Genomic DNA, 18,917 nt, shown 5'->3' on the forward strand with positions numbered 1-18,917 from the left:
TCTAAGAAGGACCAAGGAGTTCGTACGAGGACTAAGGGGTTCTAAGAGGACCAAGGGGCATGCGCACATTGTGGGAGCCGATTCATCGGCGATCCCGCGGCAGCGGGCCAGCGCCTGAAAAAACATGGGGCCTGCCCAAGCGTGATCCAGTGGGGCGGCCATTTCCAGTGCGGATGCGTTTACAGCGAGCACCCCATCGCCGACGAGTCGGCGCCTGCCAAACAAGGACCCGACCGTTATTTGAAGCCGCGCTCCGCCTTGATCCGCTCGTACGCCGCGTTGATTTCGCTGGCGCGCGACTCGGCGCGGCGACGCATGTCCTCCGGCAGGTCGCCCAGGCGGTCCGGGTGGTGCTCGGAAATCAGCTTGCGGTAGGCACGCTTGATCGCGCGGTCGTCGGCGTCGCGCTGGATGCCGAGCACCGCGTACGGGTCCGGACCCAGCGTGCTCCGCTGAGGCGGCACGTAGCCACCGCCGGTGCGGCCCTGGCCGCCGTACGAGCGACCGCCCGCATTGGCGTTCCAGGCGTAGCCCTTCATCGCCATCAAGGCCATCAGCTCCATGTCGCTCACCCGCAGGGCGAAGGCGAGCTGGCGCAGGATGGCCATCTTCTCGGGCGACGGGTTGCCCTCGGCGAGCACCGTCTCGATCACCACGTCGATCACCGGGAAGGCGTGGTCGCGGCGATGACCGACCCACTGGCGAAGTTCGTCGATCACTTCGGCGGCGTTGAACTCCGGCTGCTTGCCTTCGTTGAACGCGCCGACGGCGACCGCGCGCTGGTCCTGGTCCAGGCCCATGCGCGCCATGAGGCGTTCGGCAATGGCGATCTCGGCCTCGGAGATGCGTCCATCGGCCTTGGCCACGGCGCCGATCAACGCGAACAGCGGCGAGATGTAGCCGCCTTGCGCCGGTGCGCGTCGGCGCTGGTTCTGCTGGCGGCTGGCGTCGAACATGAAACCGAGCGCGCCGCCGATGAGGGCACCGAGCAGGTTGTGCGTCAGCCAGAAGCCGCCGAAGAGGCCGATGAACGTAGCGAAGAAATTCATGGAGCCGCTCTGGAAGGGGTTTGCGCGGAGAACCACTGGGCCAGCTGGTCCAGTTCCGCATCGGTGAGTGGACCGGTGGCGGCGCGCATCACGGGGATGTCGCGGCGGCCGTCGCGGTATTGGCGCAGGGCTTCGCGCAGGTAGTCGAGCTTCTGCCCGGCCAGATTGGGGGCGCCTGGGATCCGCGCCATGCCGTCTTCACCGTGGCACGCCGCGCACAGCCCGAGTCGCGCCGGCTTCGCAGGGGGCGTCGCAAGGACAGGGGCGGATAGGGCCAGGGCAAGCGCCGCGGTCGTCAGGATTCGCATGGCAGGGCAATGGGGGCAGTAACCGTAAATTCTAGCAGGCCAATCGCCACGACCCCTGTAACCCGGTCGTACGGACTTCGGTTCCCATAGGAGCCACTTCAGCGGCGACAGGTTCCTGTAGGAGCCGCTTCAGCGGCGATGGGTTCCTGTAGGAGCCATTTCAGCGGCGATGGGTTCCTGTAGGAGCCATTTCAGCGGCGAGCGGTTCCTGTGGGAGCCGCTTCAGCGGCGATGGGTGCTCGCGACATCCCTCCCCGCTACCGCCGTATCGCCGATGAATCGGCTCCCACGAGGCAGCGGCTCGTTACAATAGACGGCTCGAACCGCCTACCCCGGAGTCCCCGCCGTGCCTACGACCCTGAGCCAATCCGACCTGCCCGGCCTGGACCTCATCCATCGCGGCAAGGTCCGCGACGTCTATGCCCTTCCGGGCAACCGCCTGCTGATGGTGGCGACGGACCGGCTCTCGGCGTTCGACGTGGTGCTGCCCGACCCGATTCCGGGCAAGGGCGAAATGCTCACGCAGATATCCAACTTCTGGTTCGGCAAGACCGCGCACATCATTCCGAATCATCTCACCGGCGAAGATGTCGCCTCGGTGCTGCCGGCCGGCGTGGACCCGGCGCTATACGCCCGACGCGCGGTGATCACCAAGCGGCTGAAGCCGGTCCCGGTCGAAGCCATCGCCCGGGGCTACATCATCGGCTCGGGCTGGAAGTCGTATAAGGCCACCGGCGACATCTGCGGGATCACGCTGCCGAAAGGCCTGCAGCAGGCGGCGAAACTGCCCGAACCCATCTTCACCCCGTCGACCAAGGCGGCCGTCGGCGACCACGACGAGAACGTCAGTTTCGACGCCGTCGTCGCCCTCGTCGGCGAAGACATGGCCAACGCCGTGCGCAAGGCCACGCTCGAGATCTATGCCTGGGCCGCCGCGTATGCCGCCGAGCGCGGCGTGATCATCGCCGACACCAAGTTCGAATTCGGCAGCGACGAAAACGGCGTGCTGCACATCATGGACGAGATGCTCACCCCGGATTCCTCGCGCTTCTGGCCTGCCGACGAGTACCAGGTCGGGATCAGCCCGCCAAGCTACGACAAGCAGTTCGTCCGCGACTACCTCGAACAGATCGGCTGGAACAAGACGCCGCCGGCGCCGAAGGTTCCCCAGGACGTCATCGACGGCACCGCGGCGAAGTACGCCGAGGCGCTGGATAAGCTCGCGGGCATCCGACTGGACTAAGCTCTCGTCAGACGGTTCTTACGGGGGTACGACCATGCGCGACGCAGCCACCTGGTTCAACAACTACGCGGCCGATCACCAGAATCCGACCAATCGCCTGATCCACTGGGTCTGCGTGCCGGCCATCACCTGGACGGTGGTCGCCCTGATCTGGCTGGTTCCGGTGCCGGGCTGGCTCGGTCGCCCCGGCCTGTGGGCCGTACTCGCGATGTTCCTGGCCTTCTGCTTCTACTACTACCGGCTGTCGCGGCGGATCGGCCTGGCCATGGCCGGTGCCTTTCTTTCACTGGCCCTGGTCACCGACTCCCTCTACCGCAACATCGGTAGCAGCGGCCTGCTCTGGCTGGCGGTCGGCGTCTTCGTGGTGGCCTGGATCGGCCAGTTCATCGGGCACAGGATCGAAGGTCGCCGGCCCTCGTTCCTGACCGACCTGCAGTACCTGCTGATCGGACCGGCATGGCTGATGAGCAAGGCACTCGGCCGCTTCGGCCCGGCGTACTGACGGAAGCAACGTGACCCAACCTCTCCTGACCTTCCTCTCCGCCGCTATCTGGTGGGTGATCTACTCCAGCGCCGCTGCCGTGATCCCTGCCCTGATCGTCTGGGGTGCCCTACGCTTCCTCGAGAAGACCCCGGTGGTGTTCAACCGGGCCTACATGGCCAGCCTGATCTGGGCCCTCGTCGCAGTGCTCACGGGCGGCCTGGTGATCGCCGCCCAGCACGGCCAGGCACCGGGGCAGTCGATCTTCGTCCTGCCCTGGATGCGTGCCTCGCTGGTGCTGGACATGCTGATCGGCGCGTTTCTCATCTGGCGCCTGGTCCCGCGGATCGACGCCCGGCGGGTGAAGCCGACCAGCGCCTGCATGGCGGTCGCCTTGGTGATGGTTGTGGCGATGGTCCTGGGCACGACGATTCGCCGCTAAGGCGATAGAGCAACCCTATCGATCCGATCCGAATGATCAGTTGGACTCCGGGGCTCTCGTCCCCATAATGAGAGTCATTCTTATTGGAGAGTCCGGCCATGGCCAGGAAGATCAAGTACGCGGCGACGCATTTCAGCATCGCCTTTTCGATGAGCTACGCGGTGAACCAGAACGTGGCGTTCAGCACCATCGTCGGCCTTGCCGAGCCGCTGGCCTTCGCCTTCGGCCGCGACATCGCGCGCGAGACCCGTCACGGCCTGCAGCTAACGCCCGCCGCCTGAGCGCGCGTTCGCGTCGGTGACGGCGCGCGTAAAACCCTGGAAGGGGATGTCGGTAATGCCGACCAGCCCGATATGGGCGTTCTCCCCATCGAGGATGCGACCGGTCACCGGCTGGTCGACGTACTGGAACCAGTGCGTACCGACGATGACGCCCGAAGCCACGGCGGCATCGACGAAGCGCGCGTAGGCCTTGCCCCGCTCGTCCTCGCTGCCCACGGCGGCCACGCCATTGCCGAAAGGCCCACGGTCGGCCGAGCCGAAGTGGAATTCGGTGATCATCACCGGCTTGTCGAACTTGCGGAATCCGGCCACGTCGAAGCCGTGCTCGGGGAGGTCGGTGTAGGTGTTGACGCTGGTGACGTCGGCATACGTCGCACTCGCTTCTTCGGTCTCGGGCGTACGCACGGCGAGGCGGCCGCCGAGGAAGAGATGATGCGGATCGGCCTTCTTCAGCGTCTGCGCCACGGTGCGGAAGTATTGCCCCGCGTAGAGCTTCAGAAAGGCGATGTAGTCGACGGCGACGGCGGGATGCGCCTCGCTCGGGTCGGGCGCCTTGAAGCCTTTCGCGGCGACCTGCTCCCACGAGCCCGCGTCCACGCCCCACGCCTTGGCGAACGTGGCTGCGTCACCGTGCGTCTTCTTCAGGTAGGCAAGAAAGGCCTGCTTCGCCGGACTGTCCGGCCCCTGCGCGAGGCTGCCGACGGCCAGCGCCCAACGACCCTGCGGTCCCTGCCCTGCCCACGCCAGTTCGTTGTCCGCAAAGTAACCGAGCAACCAGGGATCGTCGCGCACGTTCTTCGTCGCGGCGGCGACGGCCACTTCGGTCGCCTTGACGAAGCGCGGATCGAAGGGATCGGGCATGCGGCCCCAATAGTCGTAGCCGGTGCCGACCGTATTGAAGTCGCCGTGGATGAGGATCGGTACCGCGTAGGCGATGCGATGGTCGCCCGCGAAACCGGGATCGCTCCAGTTACCGAGCGTGTTGAAGCGCCAGGCCTTCAGGCGATCGATCGTGCGTTTGCGCCATGCGGCTTCGGGGTTGTCGCCGAGCGTCCGCGCGACGTTGTTCGCGTAGACGTCCCACCAGCGACCATGGTTCATGCCGTTGTCGCGCTGCGAACCGGCATCGCTGCGGCTGTCCGACGTACCGCCGAACGTGCCGTTCGCCGCGGCCGGGTCGGCGAACATGTACTCGCGACCCTGCACGTAGGTACGGCCGTCCGTCATGTTCACGGCATTGACGCCGAGCGAGAAGAAGGCGTGGCCTTCGGGCGTGACCAGATACCAGCGCCCGCCCTGCTTCTGGGTATGGAACCAGCCGGTGGCCTGCAGGGCAGGCACGTCGGTGCGACCGCCATACGTGTCGAGGCCCTTGACCTTCTCCGCGGTGGGCAAGGCGCTCGCGCGCTGCTTGAGCGCGGCGTCGCTGTCGATCTTCTCCGGCCACGTTGCGCGGGTGTACTGGCCATAGCGGTCGACGATGGCGGTATACGCACGACGCAGGTCGTCGCCGTTGTCCGTCGTCTGGATCGTGCCGAAGAGCAGGGTCTGCGCGGCACCGGGCTGCGGCATCGACACGGTGACCGAGGTGATGGCGCCCGCCTCGACGCCGCCTTCCACTGCTGTGGCGACGAGGCGCTTTTCCTTGCCTTCGTCATACGGCATCGGTGGCCCGACCTGCATGCCGAACGCACGCGGCGACGTGGGCTTCAACGATACCGACAACGTCTGTGGCGGACCCGGCGGCACACCGACCGTGGTCGTCGTGTGCTTGCCGTTGGAGGCGATGTCGACGATGAGCGTCACCGGCCAGGGCATGCCGTTCTGCACACGCAGGCGCATGGCGCCATCCGCCGGCCAGGCCCACGTACCCTGCTTCGGTGCGATCGTCAGCGAGGGTGACGGCGACGGCTGGAAAGTGACGGCGACAAGGTCGCCCCCATCCGCCGCCTTGCGCGGCGTGGGATCGAGCGTCGCGCCTTTCGGCGTCACACGCAGCGCATCCGGATGAACCAGATCCACCGTCGCCGCCTGCGCGGACACGGTGGCACCGACCAACAACAGCAGAAGAAGTGAGCGCATCCCCCCATATTGCCACGTTGCGGGAGCCGTCACCGACGCGTGGGAGCCTTCACCGACGCGTGGGAGCCTTCACCGACGTGTGGGAGCCGTCACCGACGTGTGGGAGCCGCTTCAGCGGCGATGCTCTAAACAGCCCGCCCCAGCCGCTTCCGCCACATGTAATAAACCGGCACACCCACCGCAATAATCAACAGGCTCATGCCGGCATCGCCCGGTTCGGTGATCGCCGTGGCGGCAATTACGCAAAACACGGTCACCGTGAACACCAACGGCAACACCGGATACCCCGGCACCAGGTACGGTGAAGGTTCCGACTTCAATTTCTTGCGATACCAGAAAATCGTCGCGATGCCGAACGCATGCGACAACCACTCGCCGACCGTCGTGTAGTTGAGCAACGCATTGAAGCTGCCTGACACCAGCAAGACGATCGCCCAGCCACCCAATGCGACGAGTGCGAACTGCGGTGCACCGGTACGTGGTTCGATGCGTGCGATCGGCTTGAAGAACATGCCGTCCGCACTCATCACCTGAAGCACGCGCGCGCCACCGGCGATGGCGATGCTGCAGTAGCCGAAGGTCGAGCACGCAATGCCGACGGCGATGATCGTCGCGCCGGATTCGCCGAAGACACGACGCATGAGGTCGGCCGCCGGCGCGGTGCTCGCGGCGAGTCCGGCATGACCGAGGCCGGCCATGTAGGCGATGTTCACCAGCACATAGCACACGACCACGCTGGCCATGCCCAGGCCCAGGGCGCGCGGCAAGGTCCGCTGCGGATTGCGCACTTCGCCGGCCAGGTCGTTGAGGTAGTGGAAGCCACCATAGGCAAACATCGCCGGAAGCAAGGCACCGATCACGGTACTCGCAGGCACGTCATGCGTCGGGTCGGCCGCGAAGGCGGCGCCGAGATGGCCCTTCGCAAGAAACAGTCCGACCACGATCAGCAGGGCGACGGCACCGAGCTTGAGCACGGTGAAGATGTTCTGCACCCAGGCACCGGCACGGATACCGAACAGGTTCACCGCCACGATGAAGCTGATCGCACCGACCGCCAGTGGTTTGACCCACTCGTGCGGCAAGCCCATCGCCCGACACGCGTAGTCGGCGAACGTCGTCGCCACAGCGGCCACGCTGCCCGGGTAGTTGATCAACGCCATGGTCCAGCCGAACAGGAAGGCAGGCAGCTGCCCGAAGGCCTCACGCAGGTAGACGTACGTGCCACCCGCCTGCGGCCGTCGCGCACCTAGCTCGGCGTAACAGAGCACCCCCGCCAGGGTCAGCAGACCGCCCAGCGTCCAGAGCAGGATGACTTCCCCGCCCGAACTGGTGAGCTGCGCGACAGTGGCCGGCGTACGGAAAATACCCGCGCCGATGACACCGCCAATGACGATCATCGCGGCATCCCAGATGCCAAGGCGACGGAGGTAGTGAGCAGGCTGAGGGGCAGACATCCCCGGACGATGCCATAAGGATGAGAATTTGTCCCGACCAGGCCGCGCCAGCCCGGCCCGGCATTGTGTGGGAGCCGGCTATGCCGGCGATTCCTGCGGAGTGGGGTATTGGGGATTATGGCGAGCACCCTATCGCCGCTGAAGCGGCTCCCACAAGGAGCGGCTCCCACACGGAGCGGCTCCCACATGGCGCGGGCCGCACACGGAGTGTGTTCTCACATGAAGTGGTTCTCACATGAAGTGACCCCGGAAGAAGCTGCGCCTGCGCTAGAGCCAGGTGGCGTTCCAGTAGGGATAGTCGCCGACGCGTGTCACAAGGCCCGCGCGAATCGGATTGGCGACGATGTAGCGTGCTGCCGCCTTGATGTCATCGCTCTTGCGCAGCGCCCTATCCTGATACGACGTCTGCCAGACCGGCGACTTGCGCCCTGTCGATCGCTTGATCGAACGCGAGACCATGGCCTTGTATCGTGCGACGACACGCGAAAGGTCGCCATCGTGAAGTTCGATCAGGCCATGCCAGTGATCGGGCATCAGGACCCACGCAAGACATGCGGCATCCTTCCAGGTCGCAGGCGAGTGACAGATGCGCGAGGCGCGACGTGCGAGAGCGACGTCGCGGAACACGGGTGCCCGATTCCAGGCGACCGTGGTGATCAGGTAGATCCGACCGGGTTCAGAAACACGACCCCGACGGAGGTCGCGCGAGTGAGGTGATGTATGCATCGCCACACAATGCCGCCAGCGCGCCACCCGCGATGCCGTCCGGCACCGCGGGTGGGCGTGAGTTACTTCTTCTTCGGAATGTACAGATCGGTGATCGTGCCCTCGTACACCTCGGCGGCCATGCCGACGGATTCGCCGAGCGTGGGGTGCGGGTGGACGGTGCGGCCGATGTCGCCGGCTTCGGCGCCCATTTCGATGGCGAGCGCGAGTTCGGAGATGAGGTCGCCGGCGTGCACGCCGACGATGCCCGCACCGACGATGCGATGCGTCTCTTCATCGAACAGGAGCTTGGTGAAGCCTTCGGTGCGGTCGATGCCGATCGCGCGACCGGAGGCCGCCCACGGGAACTTGCCGACGCCGATCTTCAGGCCCTTTTCCTTCGCCTCGCGTTCGGTCACGCCGACCCAGGCGATTTCCGGATCGGTGTAGGCCACCGAGGGGATCACGCGCGCGTCGAAGAAGCTCTTCTGACCGGCGGCCGCTTCGGCGGCGACCTTGGCTTCGTGCGTGGCCTTGTGTGCCAGCATCGGCTGGCCGACGAGGTCACCGATGGCGAAGATGTGCTTCACGTTGGTACGCATCTGGCGATCGACCGGGATGAAGCCGCGATCGGTCACTTCCACGCCCGCCTTGTCGGCGCCGACCTTGTTACCGTTCGGCGAGCGGCCGACGGACACCAGGACACGATCGAACAGCCTGGTCTCGGGAATGCTCTCGCCTTCGAACGTGACTTCGATGCCCTTCTTGGTGGCCTTCGCCTCGACGACCTTGGTCTTGAGGTGGATACCCTTGTAGCGCTTGGCGATGCGCGCCTGCAGCGGCTTGACCAAGTCGAGGTCGGCACCCGGCATGAGCTGGTCGGCGAGTTCGACGACCGTCACTTCCGAACCCAGGCGCGCATACACCGTGGCCATTTCCAGGCCGATGATGCCGCCACCGACGACGAGCATCGTCTTCGGCACGTCGCGCAGCTCGAGGGCGCCGGTCGAATCGATCACGCGCTCGTCGTCCCACGGGAACGAAGGTAGCTTCACCGACTGCGAGCCGGCGGCGATGATGGCGTTCTGGAAACGGATGAGCTTGGTGCCCTCGGCCGTCTGGACTTCCATCTCGTTCGGCGAGATGAAGGTGCCGACGCCGGTGACGGTACGCACCTTGCGTGCCTTGGCCATCTGGGCAAGTCCACCGGTGAGCTTGCCGACGACCTTCTCCTTGAACGAGCGCAGCTTGTCCAGGTCGATGGTCGGCTTGCCGAAGGTGATGCCGTGCGCGGCGATGGCTTCCGCCTCGTCGATCACCGCCGCCGCATGGAGCAGCGCCTTCGACGGAATGCAGCCGACGTTGAGGCAGACGCCACCGAGAATGGCGTAACGCTCGACCAGCACGGTATCCAGGCCGATGTCCGCACCACGGAAGGCGGCCGTATAGCCGCCCGGACCGGAGCCGAGGACGACCAGCTGGCACTCGATATCGGCCTTGCGACCGGAGTCGGCGGCAGCCTTGGGTGCGGACTTGGACGTCGTAGGCGCCGGAGCCGGGGCTTCGGACACCGTACCACCGGCGGCCGGCGTAGCCGATTCCGCGGCGGTCGCCGCCGGCTTCGCAGTCGACCCAGCCGCAGCCTTGCCGTCCGCCGGCTTCTCAGCCGAAGCCGAGGCACCGGCTTCGGCCTCGATGAGGGCGATCACGCTGCCGTCGTTGAGTTCGTCGCCGACCTTGACCTTGATCTCGACGATCTTGCCGCCTTGCGAAGCCGGCACATCCATCGTGGCCTTGTCGGACTCGAGGGTGACCAGGCTCTGGTCCTTGGCGACCGTGTCGCCGACCTTGACCAGGATTTCGATCACCGGCACGTCGTGCGAACCGCCGAGTTCGGGGACTTTCAGTTCAATCGTGTTTGCCATGGCGTGGGTCTCCCGTCAGAGCAGCAGGCGACGGATGTCGCCGAGCTGATTGGCGAGGAACACCGCGAAGCGTGCGGCCAGCGCACCGTCGATGACACGATGGTCGTACGACAGCGACAGCGGCAGCATCAGGCGCGGCACGAATTCCTTGCCGTTCCAGACGGGCTTCATCTGCGCCTTGGAGACACCGAGGATGGCCACTTCCGGTGCGTTGACGATCGGCGTGAACGCCGTGCCGCCGATACCACCCAGCGAGGAAATGGAGAAGCAGCCGCCCTGCATGTCGGCGGCGGTGAGCTTCTTGTCGCGCGCCTTCTTCGAGATTTCACCCAGTTCGGCGGCGAGTTCGAGCAGGCCCTTCTTGTCCGCATCGCGAATGACCGGGACGACCAGGCCGTCCGGCGTGTCCACGGCGATGCCGACGTTGAAATACTTCTTCAGCGTGAGCGTCTCGCCCGACGCGTCCAGCGACGCGTTGAACTGCGGGAATTTCTTCAGCGCCGCGACCACCGCCTTGATCTGGAAGACCAGCGGGGTGACCTTGAGATCCTTGTTCTCTTCGCCGAGCTTTTTGCGGAAGGCTTCCAGCTCGGTGATGTCCGCGTCTTCGAACTGCGTGACGTGCGGGATCATCGCCCAGTTGCGCGCGAGGTTGGCCGCGGAGATCTTCGGAATGCGGCCGAGCGGCTTTTCTTCCACTTCGCCGAACTTGGAGAAGTCGATCTTCGGCCACGGCAGCAGGTTGAGACCACCGCCGGCGGCAACCGCGCCACCTGCGGACGCCGGCACGCCGGCCGTCATCACCTGTTTGACGTAACCGGAAACGTCTTCGCGCTGGATGCGACCGCCACGGCCGCTGCCCTTGACCTGGGCGACATCCACGCCGAGCTCGCGAGCGAAGGCGCGCACGGCGGGGCTGGCGTAAGGCACGGACCCCGGCATGACGACACTGGCGTCGAACGACACCGGCGGCGTGCGCGGCGCGCCACCGACCGGAAGATCGGCGACCGGCGCCGCGGCTTCGCGCTTCGGTGCTTCGGCACGTGCTTCGGAGACACCCGGCGTCCCGGCGGACGGCGCAGGCTGCGTGTCGGTCGACGCGGCGGCGTCGCCGCCCTCGCCTTCCAGCACCGCGATAAGGTCGCCGTCGTTGACCTCGTCGCCGACCTTGACCTTGAGTTCCTTGATCACGCCGGCGGCAGGTGCGGGAATGTCCATCGTGGCCTTGTCCGATTCCAGCGTCATCAGGCTCTGGTCCTTGGTGACGGTGTCGCCGACCTTGACCATGAGTTCGATGATCGGCACCGGCTTGCCGCCGATGTCGGGCACGGTGACGTTGACCGGGCCGGAGGACTTCGATGCGGACGGCGCCTTGGCGGCGGCCGGAGCCGGAGCCGGAGCGGCGGCCTTGGGCGCCTCGTCCTTCGGCGCATCGGCCTTGGGGGCTTCGGCCTTCTTCGGGGCTTCCGCGGCCGGGGCATCGCCTTCGGCTTCGACCAGGGCGATCACGTGGCCTTCGTCGACTTCGTCGCCGACCTTGACCTTCAGTTCCTTGATGACGCCAGCGAAGGGCGCCGGCACTTCCATCGTGGCCTTGTCGGATTCGAGCGTCACCAGACTCTGGTCTTTCTCGACGCGATCGCCGACCTTGACCATGATTTCGATGACGGGGACCGCGCTGCCACCGATATCGGGGACACGGGCTTCTTTGACGTCGGCCATAGGAACTCCTGGAGCAGGCGTCGGCGGGCGGCAAACCCACCGGCGGGGGAAGGAAGGGCGCCGCTGTGAGGCGCAACCGGTCGATTGTAATCCCTCGGGCGCCGTTTCCCACGATTCAAACAGTTGTTCGGCTGTATTTCAGGGAGAACCCACGCGGGAACCGGCCACCCCAACGATTGCGGGAGCCGCCTCAGCGGCGATCCCAAACGATTGTGGGAGCCGCTTCAGCGGCGATCCCGAACGATTGTGGGAGCCGCTTCAGCGGCGATCCCGAACGATTGTGGGAGCCGCTTCAGCGGCGATCCCAAACGATTGTGGGAGCCGCTTCAGCGGCGATCCCGCGGCAGCGGGCCAGCGGGCCGAGGCGGCCCGATCGCCGCTGAAGCGGCTCCCACACAAAGCTTTGATTCCGAGGCTTCGATCTTGGCTCCCACGCAAAGCTTTGATCCGGAGGCTGAGCTTTGGCTCCCCTACAGAGCGGGATCAGGAGGCTTCGGGCTTCGGCTGGTCGTCCGCGGGGTGGCGCACCAGGCGGATCTCGCTTTGCGGATACGGGATCGTGATCCCGGCCTCGTCGAAACGCTCCTTGATGCTGCGGATCAACAGGGTCTGGGTTTCCCAAAGGTCGCCGGTCGCGGTCCAGGCGCGGATGACGAGGTTCACGCTGGAATCGCCGAGGGCCTCGGTCCATACGCCTGGCGCGGGGTCCTTGAGGATGCGCGAATCGGCGGCGAACAGATCGCGCACCGCCTGCATGGCCTTGCCGATGTCGTCGTTGTAGCCGATGCCGACCTTGATCTCGAAGCGACGCGTACCGCGGACATTGAAGTTGATGATCGCCTCGCCGCCGACCTTAGCATTCGGCAGCACGGCCTGGCGATTGTCGGGCGTGATCAGGTAGGTGTGCATGAGGTTCACGCTCTGCACGTCGCCTTCGACACCACCGATAGTCACGTGGTCGCCGACGCGGAACGGGCGGAACAGGATCAGCAGCACGCCCCAGGCGAGATTGGACAGCGAGCTGTTGAGGGCCAGGCCGATGGCCAGGCCGGCCGCGCCGATCGCGGCAATGAAGGAGGCCGTGGGGATGCCGGCCATGCCGAGCACCTGGATCAGCAGCAGCGCGATGAGGATGCCGTAGATGACGTTGCGCAGGAACATCGCCAGCGTGACGTCGACGCGGGCCCGCTCCAACGCGCGGCGTCCGAAGTTGGCCACCCGCGCGGCGATCCAGAAGCCGATGAGGAGCAGCAGCACGGCAAGGCCGAGGCGGATCGAATAGGTGACGATCAGCGCGCGCATGGCGGTGTCGATGCCGAGGTGGTTGAGCAAATCGTTCATGGAGTGCCTCCTGCGTTTTTCTGTTCGGCACAGAGGCTAGCAGGGATAGGCAATGCAGAAAAAGAAAAGCCCGCCAGTGGCGGGCTTGTCGTTTAGGGGTTGGTCGCCGCCGGTCGGCTCGATGGCACCTGCGCGGTTTGCGGTGCATCGATCTTGCGACCGCCGTACGGAAGGACTTCCGCGGCGAGTTTCGGATCCGCCTTGATCAGCGCCACCTCGTCGCCGACGATGTGCGCGGCTTCGTCGAGCGGCGTGTCTTTCGCCTTCTTCGCATCGGCTTCCTGCTTGATCTCCGACTTGAGGCTGCGCTCGTTGGCGTTGAGGCCGTCGTCGCCGTTGTTCGCATCGTCGGCGGCATCGGCCGGGCTGCCGTCACCGCCGAAGATCGCCTTGCGGCGGTTGCGGAAGTCGGTCTGCAGCGCGTCGTACTGCTTGCGCTCGGCCTGGCGTGCGGCGAAATTCAGCGAGATGTCGGTCTTGTCGCGGAGCTTCTTGTACTCGGCCATTTCGTCGAGCATGAGCTTCCACGCCGGCGAATTCGCCACGCGTGCTTCGTGCTTGGCGTTGAGCGGACCGACGATCGGCTTGAGGTCGGCGACCGGCTTGTAGTCGGCCGGATCGATATGACGCCACGGCAGCGCGTTGTCGTAGGTGGACTCGCCGAATTCCTTCGCGTCGCCGTTCTGCGGGAACATGACATCGGGCGTGACACCGCGCAGCTGCGTGCTGTCGCCGTTGATACGGATGAACTCGGCGATGGTCATCTTAAGCTCGCCGTACTTGGCGTCTTCGCCGGTGGCCGCCTTGCCGAACTTGTCGAGGTCGACCAGGTTCTGCACGGTGCCCTTGCCGAAGGTGGGCTCGCCGATGATCAGGCCACGGCCGTAATCCTGGATCGCCGCGGCGAAGATCTCCGAAGCCGAGGCCGAGCCACGGTTGACCAGCACGGCCATGGGGCCGTCCCAGGCCATGCCCGGTGCATCGTCGCCCTGCGCGTCGATCTGGCCGCGTGCGTCACGCACCTGCACCACCGGGCCGGTGTCGATGAACAGGCCGGTCAGCTCAGTGGCTTCCGACAGCGAGCCGCCGCCGTTGTTGCGCAGGTCGATGACCACGCCTTCGACCTTCTGCGCCTTGAGCTCGGTGAGCAGCTTGGCGACGTCGCGGGTGGCGCTCTTGAAGTTGGCGTCGCCGTTCTTGCGCGCACCGAAGTCCTGGTAGAACGTGGGCAGGTCGATCACGCCGATCTTGCGGGTGACGTCGCCGTCCTTCACGTCGATGACCTTGGACTTGGCGGCCTGCTCTTCCATGGTGACCTTCTTGCGGACCAGGGTCACGATGTCGTGCTTGCCGTCCACGCCGGCGTCGGCCGGGAGGACCTCGATGCGAACCGTGGTGTCCTTCTTGCCGCGGATCAGCTTGACCACGTCGTCCTGGCGCCAGCCCACGACGTCGACCATCGGGCCGGTTTCGCCCTGGCCGATGGCGACGATGCGATCGCCCGCCTTCATCTTGCCGGACTTGCTCGCCGGGCCACCCGGAACGAGTTCGCGGATGGTGGTGTAGTCGTCGCGCGCCTGCAGCACCGCACCGATACCTTCCAGCGACAGGCGCATGGCGATGTCGAACGCGTCGGCGGCGCGGGGACCGAGGTAGTCGGTGTGCGGATCGGTCGAATTGGCGTACGCGGTCATGAAGGCCTGCGTCGCGTCCTCGTCGTCGAGCTGACGCACGCGGCTGATGTAGGTCGCGTAGCGCTTGTCGAGCGTCTTGCGGATGTCGTCGTCGCTCTTGCCGGCGAGCTTCAGGCGCAGCCAGTCGTTCATGGTGCGCTTGCGCCACACGTCGTCCAGCTCGGCCTGGTTCTTCGGGATCGCGGCTTTCTTGCGGTCGAAGTTGAAGCTCTCGTTGCCGCTGAAGTCGAAGCCCTTCTTCAGCAGGCCGCGCGCGTAGGTCATGCGATCCACGGCACGCGTGATGTACAGGTTGAACACCGAGAACGGACCGCTGAGGTCCTGGTTCCAGATCGCGTCGTCGAACTGGGTCTTCAGCGGCGCGAACTTGTCCATGTCTTCCTGGGTGAAGAAGACTTTTTCGCTGTCGAGCGCGTCGAAGTAGGCCTTGTAGATCTTGGCCGACATGGCGTCGTCGAGCGGCTGGGCCTGGTAGTGGAAGCGCGTGAGGAAACGCGCCGACAGCTGCGAGGCCTGGGCCTCGGCGGCCGTCGCCTTCAGCGGCAGGCTGGACTCCTTGCGCTGCGGCTCCGGCGAGGTCGCCGCTTCGGAGGCGTCCTTCGGCTGGGGCGCCGCAGGCTTGCTCGCCGGCGCGGCCGCACCCGGATGCTGCGGGGCGGCTGTCTGTGCCTGGGCACCCGCGGCGGAAAGGGCCAGCAGGAGGGCGAACGCGGGGCGAAGGGTCATGTAGTCGAAGCCTCGGATTGCTTTGGGGCGTTTATTCGACGACGCCGGCGGCGTGAGCCATCAGGTCGGCATGGTAGGAGGATCGCACCAACGGGCCGGAAGCGACATGGCCGAAGCCCATCTCTTCGCCGGCGACGCGGAGCGCCTCGAATTCGTCCGGCGTCCAGTAACGGACCACCGGGTGGTGATGCGCCGTCGGCTGCAGGTACTGCCCGATGGTGATCATGTCCACGTCATGGTGACGTAGATCGCGCATCGTCTCGAGCACCTGCTCCATCGTCTCGCCCAGGCCCAGCATGATGCCGGACTTGGTCGGCACCTCCGGATGCTGTGCCTTGAAACGCTTGAGCAGGTCGAGCGACCACTGGTAGTCGGCGCCCGGACGGACTTCGCGGTACAGGTGCGGCACGGTCTCGAGGTTGTGGTTGAAGACGTCCGGCGGGAAGTCCTTCATCACGTCCAGAGCGCGCTCCATACGGCCCTTGCCGCGGAAATCCGGGGTGAGGATCTCGATGCGGATGTTCGGGCTGGCATGGCGGATGGCGCGGATGCACGAGGCGAAATGCTCGGCACCGCCGTCGCGCAGGTCGTCGCGATCCACCGAGGTGATCACCACGTACTTCAGGCGCATGTCGCGGATGGTCTCGGCCAGGCGCGCCGGCTCGAGCGGATCCGGCGGCTGCGGCCGGCCGTGGGCCACGTCGCAGAACGAGCAGCGGCGGGTGCAGACCTCGCCGAGGATCATGAAGGTGGCGGTGCCCTTGGAGAAGCACTCGTGGATATTCGGGCAGGACGCTTCTTCGCACACCGTGACCAGCGAGTTCTCGCGCAGGCGCGCCTTCAGCTGCTGCACGGCGTTGCCCTGGGGCAGGCGCACGCGGATCCAGCTCGGCTTGCGCAGCGTGGGCACGTCGGTATCGAAGTTCGCGCGGTTGAGCGCGATCTTGTCGTTACCGAGCATCTTCTCGCCGGGTTTATCGACGACGGCGATGGGGATGCTGCGGGAGGGGGAAGTGGAGGTATGGCTCATAACGGCTACGACCTCAGACCGCAATGCGGGCGGGGAGTTCGGGGAGGGAGGGTTCGGCTGACACGGCGTGGAAGCCAAACTGCTTGCAGAATTCCTGTACCAGGACGTCTTCCACGTCCGCCAACCGTGACGGACCGCCCAAGTCTAACACCTGGGTGACCTCCAAACCCTTGTAGCCGCAGGGATTGATCCGGTGGTAGGGCTCCAGGTCCATGTCCACGTTGAAGGCCAGCCCGTGGAAACTGCAGCCCCGGCGGATGCGCAGCCCGAGGGCCGCGACCTTGGCCCCGGCCACGTAGACGCCAGGGGCGCCTTCGAGACGCTCGGCGCCGATATTCCACTCGCCCATGGTGTCGATGATGGCCTGCTCGATCCGGTTGACCAGCTCGCGCACGCCCACGCCCACACGGCGCAGGTCGATCATCGGGTAAGCCACGATCTGGCCCGGGCCGTGGTAGGTCACCTGGCCGCCGCGGTCCACGCGGACCACGGGGATGTCCCCGGCCGCCAGCACGTGCTCCTCCTTGCCCGCCTGGCCCAGGGTGAACACCGGGTCATGCTCCAGCAACCACAGCTCGTCGACGGTGTCGTCCGTGCGGTTGTCGGTGAAGGCGCTCATGGCCTTCCAGGTGGATTCGTAGGGGACGCGCCCCAGCCGGCGGACGTTGAGGGGGAGGCTCATGGGGATCGGATCGGAGGGGATGTCGAGGAATTGTGGGCGAAGCGCCAGCGATACAAGAGCCCGGAGCCGACTACACCGCGACTGTGGGAGCCGCTTCAGCGGCGATCCCGCGGCAGCGGGCCAGCCTGCCGCAAGCACCCATTCGCCGATAAATCGGCTCCCACACAAAGCTTTTCGCCCACAAAGCCCCGCCCGCGCCGGATCACATCGTAAAGCGGATGTTCTCGTCGGCGCGCAAGGTGCTGTGCGCCTCCAGGTACTTCTCACGGCTCGGCGCGACAAAGCTCACGGTGACCGACTGGTAGTTGCCGGCCGGGGTGAGCTTGGTCGACAGGGTCTCGTGGAGCACTTCCAGGCCGATCGCATGGAGCAGCGCCGGGACATGCTTGTCGAGGCCGGCCGCGGCGCTGCCGATAGCCGTGATCTCGAACTCGCCCGGGAACTGGAAGCCCTTGCCGTCCTTCTGCGCGTCGCTGAAGTCGATTTCACGCATCGTGCCGTCCTCTTACTTCTTGTCGCTGTCGCTGTGGAACCACAGCATGATCGTGTCCCAGAGGCGCGAGAAGAAGCCACCTTCCGGTGCGTCGTTCAGGGCCACCAACGGGGTGGTGAGCACCGGCTGGCCGTCGAGCGTCACGCGCAATGTGCCGACCTGCTGGCCCTTCTTGAAGGGAGCGATGAGCGTGGCCGGGATGTCGAGGTTGGCCTTGAGCTTGTCGTAGTCGCCGCGCTTGACCGAGACCAATGCGTCTTCGGCGACGCCGAGCGGGATGGTGTTCTCGGCGCCCTTCCACAGCTTGGGCGTGGCGAGCGGCTTGTTGGCTTCATACAGCTTGTGCGATTCGTAGAAACGGAAGCCGTAATTGAGCAGCGCCAGCGCGGCGTCGGCGCGACCCTTCTCGCTGCTGGCGCCCATGATGATCGCGATCATGCGGGCGTCGCCCTGCTTCGCCGACGCGGCGAGGCAGTAGCCGGCAGCGGCGGTGTGACCGGTCTTGATGCCGTCGACCGTGTTATCGCGCCACAGGAGCAGGTTGCGGTTGTGCTGCTTGATGCCGTTCCACTCGAACTCCTTCACCGCCGAGATCGCGTAATCCTCGGGGAAGTCGTGGATGAGTGCACGGGAGAGGATCGCGATGTCGCGAGCCGTCGTGTAGTGGTTGGCCACCGGGTAGCCCGAGGCGTTCTGGAACTGCGAATGCGTCATGCCCAGCTGCTTGGCATACGCGTTCATCAGGTTGGCGAAGGCCGGCTCGGAGCCCGCGGTGTGCTCGGCCAGCGCGATGGCGGCGTCGTTACCGGACTGGATGATCATGCCGTAGAGCAGATCTTTCAGCGGAACCTGGCTGTTGAGCTTGAGGAAGCTGGTCGAGCCGTCGGTGCTGGCACCGCCGCCACGCCACGCGTTTTCGCTGATCGTCACCGGATCGGTGTTGTGGATCTTGCCGTTGCCCAGCTCGGCCGAGACGACGTAGTCGGTCATGATCTTGGTGATCGAGGCCGGCTCCAGCTGCACGTCCGGATCCTTCGAGGCGATGATCTGCCCGGTGTTGTAATCCATCAGCACCCAGCTCTTGCCCTCCACGTCCGGCGGCGGCGGCACCGGCGCCTCGGGGACGACCGGGCGCGGAACGGGTGCGGGATGCGGCGGGGTCTGCTGCGCCACGGTGACGCCGGCGACGAGCGCGGCGGCGGCGAAAGCGAACAGGGAGCGTGGGAAGAGCTTCATCGTTTCAGCGATCCAGTCAAAGC

At 65.9% G+C, this 18,917-nt stretch carries 17 protein-coding genes; 4 read left to right on the top strand and 13 right to left on the bottom strand.

What is annotated here, in order from left to right:
• Positions 1-236 precede the first annotated feature (236 nt).
• Entirely contained in the window at positions 237-1,049 is an 813-nt protein-coding gene (djlA, locus tag VM621_RS12675) for a co-chaperone DjlA (protein WP_325469324.1), read from the bottom strand.
• Positions 1,046-1,357 (bottom strand): c-type cytochrome, encoded by a 312-nt coding sequence (locus tag VM621_RS12680; protein WP_046967895.1) that lies wholly within the window; start codon positions 1,355-1,357, stop codon positions 1,046-1,048. The genes djlA and VM621_RS12680 overlap by 4 nt, the downstream gene beginning before the upstream one ends.
• Positions 1,358-1,703: 346 nt before the next feature.
• On the opposite strand from VM621_RS12680, the gene VM621_RS12685 reads away from it, so the two are divergent.
• From VM621_RS12685 to VM621_RS12700, 4 genes are all read left to right on the top strand, one after another.
• Complete coding sequence (locus tag VM621_RS12685; protein ID WP_325469325.1) at positions 1,704-2,600, top strand: phosphoribosylaminoimidazolesuccinocarboxamide synthase; 897 nt, start codon at positions 1,704-1,706, stop codon at positions 2,598-2,600.
• Between the two features lie 34 nt (positions 2,601-2,634).
• Positions 2,635-3,102, top strand: a complete 468-nt coding sequence (locus tag VM621_RS12690) for a DUF962 domain-containing protein (RefSeq protein ID WP_325469326.1) — start codon at positions 2,635-2,637, stop codon at positions 3,100-3,102.
• Positions 3,103-3,112: 10 nt separating this feature from the next.
• Positions 3,113-3,523, top strand: coding sequence for a hypothetical protein (locus VM621_RS12695; RefSeq protein ID WP_325469327.1), 411 nt, complete (start codon positions 3,113-3,115; stop codon positions 3,521-3,523).
• Between the two features lie 98 nt (positions 3,524-3,621).
• The gene (locus VM621_RS12700) at positions 3,622-3,804 is read left to right on the top strand and encodes a DUF2061 domain-containing protein (RefSeq protein WP_325469328.1); all 183 of its coding nucleotides are present in this window, start codon (positions 3,622-3,624) and stop codon (positions 3,802-3,804) included.
• Here VM621_RS12700 and VM621_RS12705 read toward each other — a convergent pair.
• The 11 genes from VM621_RS12705 to VM621_RS12755 form a co-directional block, all read right to left on the bottom strand.
• Positions 3,787-5,886, bottom strand: coding sequence for a beta-agarase (locus tag VM621_RS12705; RefSeq protein WP_325469329.1), 2,100 nt, complete (start codon positions 5,884-5,886; stop codon positions 3,787-3,789). The two genes, VM621_RS12700 and VM621_RS12705, sit on opposite strands and share 18 nt — an antisense overlap.
• A 125-nt stretch (positions 5,887-6,011) precedes the next feature.
• Complete coding sequence (locus tag VM621_RS12710) at positions 6,012-7,340, bottom strand: APC family permease (protein WP_325469330.1); 1,329 nt, start codon at positions 7,338-7,340, stop codon at positions 6,012-6,014.
• Between the two features lie 267 nt (positions 7,341-7,607).
• The gene (locus VM621_RS12715) at positions 7,608-8,066 is read right to left on the bottom strand and encodes an REP-associated tyrosine transposase (RefSeq protein ID WP_325469331.1); all 459 of its coding nucleotides are present in this window, start codon (positions 8,064-8,066) and stop codon (positions 7,608-7,610) included.
• A gap of 62 nt (positions 8,067-8,128) precedes the next feature.
• Positions 8,129-9,970 carry a dihydrolipoyl dehydrogenase gene (gene lpdA, locus VM621_RS12720; protein WP_325469332.1) on the bottom strand — a complete coding sequence of 614 codons (1,842 nt, stop codon included), beginning with the start codon at positions 9,968-9,970 and terminating at the stop codon, positions 8,129-8,131.
• A gap of 15 nt (positions 9,971-9,985) precedes the next feature.
• Complete coding sequence (aceF, locus tag VM621_RS12725) at positions 9,986-11,692, bottom strand: dihydrolipoyllysine-residue acetyltransferase (protein ID WP_325469333.1); 1,707 nt, start codon at positions 11,690-11,692, stop codon at positions 9,986-9,988.
• Between the two features lie 483 nt (positions 11,693-12,175).
• Positions 12,176-13,033 (bottom strand): mechanosensitive ion channel family protein, encoded by an 858-nt coding sequence (locus VM621_RS12730; RefSeq protein ID WP_325469334.1) that lies wholly within the window; start codon positions 13,031-13,033, stop codon positions 12,176-12,178.
• 92 nt (positions 13,034-13,125) lie between these two features.
• Positions 13,126-15,453, bottom strand: coding sequence for a carboxy terminal-processing peptidase (locus VM621_RS12735; protein ID WP_325469335.1), 2,328 nt, complete (start codon positions 15,451-15,453; stop codon positions 13,126-13,128).
• Positions 15,454-15,484: 31 nt separating this feature from the next.
• Positions 15,485-16,483: a lipoyl synthase gene (lipA, locus tag VM621_RS12740; protein WP_325469336.1), complete on the bottom strand. Its 999-nt coding sequence runs from the start codon at positions 16,481-16,483 to the stop codon at positions 15,485-15,487.
• 13 nt (positions 16,484-16,496) lie between these two features.
• Positions 16,497-17,165: a lipoyl(octanoyl) transferase LipB gene (gene lipB, locus VM621_RS12745; RefSeq protein WP_325469337.1), complete on the bottom strand. Its 669-nt coding sequence runs from the start codon at positions 17,163-17,165 to the stop codon at positions 16,497-16,499.
• Positions 17,166-17,367: 202 nt separating this feature from the next.
• The gene (locus VM621_RS12750; protein WP_325469338.1) at positions 17,368-17,658 is read right to left on the bottom strand and encodes a DUF493 family protein; all 291 of its coding nucleotides are present in this window, start codon (positions 17,656-17,658) and stop codon (positions 17,368-17,370) included.
• Between the two features lie 12 nt (positions 17,659-17,670).
• Positions 17,671-18,894 (bottom strand): D-alanyl-D-alanine carboxypeptidase family protein, encoded by a 1,224-nt coding sequence (locus VM621_RS12755; protein ID WP_325469339.1) that lies wholly within the window; start codon positions 18,892-18,894, stop codon positions 17,671-17,673.
• Positions 18,895-18,917 lie beyond the last annotated feature (23 nt).

It is taken from the genome of Luteibacter sp. (assembly GCF_035539195.1).
Lineage (GTDB): Bacteria > Pseudomonadota > Gammaproteobacteria > Xanthomonadales > Rhodanobacteraceae > Luteibacter.